Origin of the sequence: Streptococcus parasanguinis, assembly GCF_001074805.1 — a bacterium.
Taxonomy (GTDB): Bacteria; Bacillota; Bacilli; order Lactobacillales; family Streptococcaceae; genus Streptococcus; species Streptococcus parasanguinis_A.
The window spans coordinates 1-5752 of sequence record NZ_JUPI01000082.1; the positions used below are offsets into that span (position 1 = coordinate 1).

Consider the following 5752-nt stretch of genomic DNA (forward strand, 5'->3'; position numbering starts at 1 on the left):
CGTCGTCCCACCTCCGCACAGTTGAGTAGGGCTATAAAAGCTGATGAAATCAGCGTAGTAGAGCCCACTCAACCACTGCGTCTTGCTCGACAATGCAGAGACAATTGAGAGGCTAGGACTTTTGTCCCAGCCTCTTTTTGTATTTAATCAAGCTTTTCGACCTTTAGCAATTGGCCGTGTTTTAATTCATAAATGGTATCCACATAGGTCAGGATGGAGCGGTCATGGGTCACCATGATGGCGCTCTTGTTTTTGGATTTGACTTCTTTCCGGATCAACTGGGCGATTTCTTGCCCTCGATCTGGGTCTAGGCTAGCGGTTGGTTCATCGGCTAAAATGACCTGTGGATTTCCGATAAAGGCCCGAGCGATGGCTGCCCGTTGTTTTTGCCCACCAGACATCTGATTCGGGTATTGGTGGTAACAAGCTTCGATGCCCAGGTCTGCCAACAAGGCTTTGACTTCCTCTTGGCGTTTTTTCTTGTCCTTTTCCCCCTTCAATTTGGCCACCAGTTCTAACTGGTCACCGATTTTCATATAGGAGAGGAGCTGGTGATCTTGAAAGATAAAGCCGAGCAATTCCAACCGTTTTTGCGTCCACTGGCCTTGGTTGAGGCCGGTCAAGTCTTGGCCAGCGATAGAAATCCGCCCCTCATCCGCTGATAAAAGCAAGCCAGCGATGGCCAAAAGCGTGGATTTGCCGGATCCTGAAGGGCCCAGGATGGCGACAAATTCGTTGGGTTCGACGCTTAATTCTAGCTGGTTGAGGACATGGTGCATCTGGCTGCCATCGGCGTAGGATTTTCTGATATTTTCTAATGCGATAATGGCCATCTTATTCTCCATTTCCACCAATGACTTCGATTGGATCTACTTTTTTGATTTTGACAAGGGACAAGGCACCACACAAAATAGAGGTCAGGATAAAGCTAACCGAGATGGTGAGGTTGTCTTTCAGGGTCATAAAGGAAGGGACGCTATTGGGTAAAAATGGCGCCATCATGGTTGCCAAGCCAAGACCCAGCAGTACTCCGATGAGGGAGATGATGGTGAGCTGGGATAGTTGGACATAGGTAATCTGGCTCATGGACATGCCAATGGCCTTCAAGACACCGAACTGTTTCAACTTCTGCAAGGTCAGGATATAGAAGAAGACTCCAAGGATAGCAGAGGAAGCAAGTAGCAGCACCCACGTGATCATCCGTAGCGTCAGGTTTTGAGCCTTGTAGCCAGGGATTTTATCGATCACTTGCTTCTTATCCGCCACCATTAAGTTGCTGGATAGATCGCTAGAAGAGATGCTTTTCTTGGTCACAAGAGTCTGGGCTTGCCATTGATAGCTTGGATCTGTTTTTTGTCGCATGCCTGTGTAGGTCTCCGAGCTGATAAAACCAATCTCGCTATAGCCGTATTTAGCATTTTTCGCGAAGGCCACGACCTTGAGTTTTTGCTTAGAAGTTTTGTCGGTCACTTGATCGCCGATTTGGATTCCTTCATCCTCTTTGAAAGAATGGTCCAAAATGACCTCGTTTTTCTGTAAGTCGGAGATTTTGAGGTCTGTATCTTCCATGATTGGATTGAGGATTTCTTCTTCGTTGTGGTCGGTCGCGAAGTAGGTAATGTCCAGAGTGTTGGAATCCTCTGATTTTGAGACGGTTGCCCGTTGGATCGACAAGCCAGAATAGTCTATCCCCTCTATCTTTTGCACCTCATCTACATCTTTTGCCGTAATGGTTGAAAAGGGGATAATCCCTTCTGAATCCGTCGAAAGGATGTAGTGCAGGGCCCCATAGTTATCGATTTGAGCGGATACCGAACGGCCCAGTCCATTTGTCAGTCCTGACAAGAACACCACCATAAACATGAGGATGGTAATGAGGAGTTCAATCAGGATAAACTTCTTGGGTTGGTATTTGATTTCATTCCATGCAATTTTCATATTGGTTCTCCTTTTAGCAGGGTGGTGCTCGAGTAGCTCGGCACCTAAACATACTCTATCATCATACCATAAGTGGGGGGAGAATAGGGGGATGGTGTTTGGGGAGTATGAAGGAATCGGATTTGTTTCTCAATAATTAATTATTAATTATTAATATATACAAAAAAGAGATATGCTATAGACAAACAAAAAAGCCTTGATTTCAAGGCTTTTTCCTGTTGATTTAGATGCCCCCTACATGAAATCCTTCATTTTAGTGTAGAAGAAAATAGCAATAGACGCTTGAAATTGAGGGGGGTTATTAAAATCTTTCTTCGAATAAAAGTGATTTGAAATACAACTTGGTACAAATAAACTTCAATTTTATGAACATATAAGTTTATAAAGTTTATAATTATATGTTTCCGAAAAACATATCTTTTTCAGAAAGTGGAACAATAAGCAAAAAAACAGCCCCAACGGTTGGGGTTGTTGGTGTTTCTGATGAAATATCTTAATCATTTCATTTTAAAATGTTCAAAAATAATTATTTCAACATTAATTTTTTATAATTTATACAAAAAAATTCTCAATGAGAAAAAATAGTTTGAAAAAATCTGTTTTTTTGTGTATAATATACACAAAAAGATGAGGTGATTTAAATGGCAATTACAACTACAAAAGCAAGATTGAATCTAAGTATTGACTCTGAATTAAAACAGGAAGTTGGTGAGGTCTTGAAGGAGATTGGGCTTGACTATACTACAGCAATTAATTTATATTTCAATAAAATCAGACGTGATCGTAAAATTCCATTTGAACTTGAAGCACGAAAAAATTTAACTGTCGATGAATTTCTTGGTTCAAATTGGCGTGAAGGTTTGGAAAATGTAGAGGACGGTTGGGATTGAGTTATAAAGTTGAATTGATTCCTGAAGCGCAAGATGATTTTTATAAATTAGATAATAGTCAACGTCTTCATGTTAAAAAGTCACTTATCAAGTTAGAAAATCAAGGGATGCTTGCCGGAGAGGCTCTTCACGGTAATTTAGCAGGTTACAGGAAGTTAAAACACAAAAAATTGGGCCTGAGAATTGTTTTTCATGAAACTGTCAATGCAATTGAAATTATTGAAGTCATTGCTATTGGTAAGAGAAGTGATAACGAAATTTATACAATTTCTGAAAAACGTATAAAAAACAGATGAAGCTATTTTAACCAACCTGTATAAAAGAAAGAAACACCTACTAACATATTCAAGAAATTAAAAGTAAATGAGATAAGAAAACCGGAACTACTTTCACATATAAAAAAATGGAATTTCATTCAAATTAAAGTATAATAAAATAAGAAAAAGTTGTTACTAAAGATAAAATTTTTAGAATAAAAAATTACCGTAACTAATTAATATTTATATAAGAAAGTGGATGATTCCAATGTGCAAACTATAATTATCAATTCTTAAGCTGTAAATAGTAATGCTTCAGGTCAAATTAAAGCAGAGTTGTTAGGAGCTGGTTTTAATTTTGGAGGTACTGTTGGAGGCAAAACTTATTATAGAGTCCCATTTAATCAAAACGGAACTATTAGTCTATACTAACTTAGGAGATAATCGATATTATGAATGAAAAAAATCGTACATATTTTATTTGTGCAAGTATTATTATTTCATCTATAATTTTAGGACTCTTTATTTATAACGGATTTGACGTTTTGGGTCAATATATAAACGATGGCCTCAGGGTAATTAATAGTAATTTACCTAATATTTTTAGGTAGTTAATAATAATAGAATTTAAATAAAAAACGGTAATTTAGTGAATGCTGATTGCCGTTTTTTGTTTGCTAATTCCAATAACCATTGATAGTGTAAAAAAGAATGTAAATGTTTAACAAAAGATTTGACAAATGGCTTGTACCGAAAAAGTCAGATTGGTTTTAGGAAATTATTCAAAGAGAATTAAAGCTACGTTGAAACATGATGATATTGGGGGCATCAAGTTTTTCAAAACAATATGTTCTACTAATTAACGGCTGTCTTTTTTTGAAAACAACCGTTGCCACCAGCTTTTTTTAGTTTCTAACAATAATGTTTCATTTTTCATCGTGAGAGCTCCGATCAGTTGCAACTGGCTGTTGCTTATCCAATCATGACGAAATATTAAAAAAAGCTTCCAATACTATTCAAGCAATTAAAAGTGGGAAAACTTAATCCGTTTAGAAAGATAAACATTTGTCTTTTTTCACACTTTTGCATCGTCTAAATTAATTATTAAATAGTGAAAGGGGGTAGTAAATGGACAAAGTGATAAAAATCGTTGGCGTGTCTTAACGCTTTTATCGGTTGCCTTTTCGTCTTCTTCTATGAGACTGACCTAGTTTTTAGTGTCACAGTGCCTCAGATATGGACGATAGCCTATGCTATAAAATTCATATAAAGATAGTCAACAACAAAATAAACAAGAATAGGGAAAAGTCTTTAGGATCAAAAAACGCATAATATTAGGTTTTGAAGAACCTTGATACTATGCGTTTTATTGTGGGGAGATTTACTTTATTTTCTCCTGAAATTGAGTTTTTACCTAGTATCGTTTTACTTCCGATTAGAGATAACAAATTTATCAATGAATAGTAAGTGATATAATGCAAGTACAAATCCCCAGAAACTACCACGAAGAGAGAATTCTTGATGATTAAGAGGAAGAAAATCACGGTTTCCTATATAGATGCATGTTAAAATCACAAATAGAATCCAAAATAAATCAGTCCATTTATATTTTGAAAAATATTTTTTTAACATAATAACACCTTCTTTCTTTGCTATAATAACATTATATAATAAAGTGTAAGCGGATACAAATAAGAAAGGAAAAAAGCTCATGAAAACTACTAAATTTTTTGCAGTTGCTATTTCTACAGGTATCTTAACTTTTAGTCTCGCTTCGCCGTCTCTTGCCTTTGCGCAAAGTGTGGCACACCCACCAAAATCTCATGATGCAAGATTCCAGACTAAGCGAGTTGTTCTTGAAGAAAGTAAAATTTATAGTTACAGGATTTATTCAATTCTTCTAATTTAAGTGTTGAAGAACAAGAATAAATTACTAAAGAAAAACTAAAAGTTTATGTACAATTGACTAAACTAGAGCTAAACCATTGATACAACTGAATTAGAAGCATAAAGTACATTCTTTAAAAAAGTGTACTTTATTTTTGTTTTGTACATTATTCTGGAGTGGTATTTTGTATATTTTATAGTTCATCATATTATCAAATCTAAGAAATTGATTTGTACATTTTTTTCAATGATAATCAATGTATAATAAAAAAATTAAAGTTCGAATTCTGAAACTACATTCACATATATAAAATTGAATCTAAATTGCTTTAGGCCTATAATAAATATAGGGATAAAAAGAAATCTTCCTAGAAAGGAGTATACTGTATCATATGTGACAGTATTATTAATGAATCATGAAAAAAATAATTACTATAGTACAGTGCATTTTGTTTCCCGTGTGTCCTTATATAGCTAGAGAACTATGCTTGATGAGTAAAAATCTAGTCGATAATATGTTCCTTACATTCTTTATCATGCTAACAATTTCTTTTTGGCTTGGTATTTGGAAGTTGGGAGATCTTGTGGGAAATCCAAAATAGAAAGTAAAAAGTTGTGCTAGAGATGAGATTTTTATTTATTTTAATTATTAATACACCTTATTTCTTTTATTTAAATTGGAAGGATAAGCCTAAACAAAAAAATAAGTCCTTTTGCTATCTTTATAAGTTTTACATGATTTACTTGTGGTTTATCCTCATAATTTCCATAATGGCTATC

At 35.3% G+C, this 5752-nt stretch carries 6 protein-coding genes; 3 read left to right on the forward strand and 3 right to left on the reverse strand.

Annotation, left to right across the window (positions count from 1 at the left end; all coding sequences use genetic code 11):
• Positions 1-143: 143 nt before the first annotated feature.
• Positions 144-833: an ABC transporter ATP-binding protein gene (locus ADI76_RS05640; RefSeq protein WP_049515070.1), complete on the reverse strand. Its 690-nt coding sequence runs from the start codon at positions 831-833 to the stop codon at positions 144-146.
• A gap of 1 nt (position 834) precedes the next feature.
• Complete coding sequence (locus ADI76_RS05645; RefSeq protein ID WP_049515071.1) at positions 835-1938, reverse strand: ABC transporter permease; 1104 nt, start codon at positions 1936-1938, stop codon at positions 835-837.
• Between the two features lie 641 nt (positions 1939-2579).
• Here ADI76_RS05645 and ADI76_RS05650 point away from each other — a divergent pair.
• Together ADI76_RS05650 and ADI76_RS05655 are read left to right on the forward strand one after the other, a co-directional pair.
• On the forward strand, positions 2580-2828 hold the full coding sequence (locus ADI76_RS05650; RefSeq protein WP_003007840.1) for a type II toxin-antitoxin system RelB/DinJ family antitoxin: 249 nt from the start codon (positions 2580-2582) through the stop codon (positions 2826-2828).
• Positions 2825-3124 carry a type II toxin-antitoxin system RelE family toxin gene (locus ADI76_RS05655; RefSeq protein WP_003007839.1) on the forward strand — a complete coding sequence of 100 codons (300 nt, stop codon included), beginning with the start codon at positions 2825-2827 and terminating at the stop codon, positions 3122-3124. The genes ADI76_RS05650 and ADI76_RS05655 overlap by 4 nt, the downstream gene beginning before the upstream one ends.
• Before the next feature lie 1386 nt (positions 3125-4510).
• Here ADI76_RS05655 and ADI76_RS11830 read toward each other — a convergent pair.
• Entirely contained in the window at positions 4511-4717 is a 207-nt protein-coding gene (locus ADI76_RS11830; protein ID WP_049515073.1) for a hypothetical protein, read from the reverse strand.
• 79 nt (positions 4718-4796) lie between these two features.
• Between ADI76_RS11830 and ADI76_RS05665 the strand changes: the two genes are divergently transcribed.
• Positions 4797-4994 carry a hypothetical protein gene (locus ADI76_RS05665; RefSeq protein WP_049515072.1) on the forward strand — a complete coding sequence of 66 codons (198 nt, stop codon included), beginning with the start codon at positions 4797-4799 and terminating at the stop codon, positions 4992-4994.
• Positions 4995-5752 lie beyond the last annotated feature (758 nt).

What these genes read in the sequence shown, in the direction of transcription:
- ADI76_RS05640 (WP_049515070.1), bottom strand. Translation starts at nt 833, where the DNA reads ATGGCCATTATCGCATTAGAAAATATCAGAAAATCCTACGCCGATGGC.
- ADI76_RS05645 (WP_049515071.1), bottom strand. Translation starts at nt 1,938, where the DNA reads ATGAAAATTGCATGGAATGAAATCAAATACCAACCCAAGAAGTTTATC.
- ADI76_RS05650 (WP_003007840.1), top strand. Translation starts at nt 2,580, where the DNA reads ATGGCAATTACAACTACAAAAGCAAGATTGAATCTAAGTATTGACTCT.
- ADI76_RS11830 (WP_049515073.1), bottom strand. Translation starts at nt 4,717, where the DNA reads ATGTTAAAAAAATATTTTTCAAAATATAAATGGACTGATTTATTTTGG.
- ADI76_RS05665 (WP_049515072.1), top strand. Translation starts at nt 4,797, where the DNA reads ATGAAAACTACTAAATTTTTTGCAGTTGCTATTTCTACAGGTATCTTA.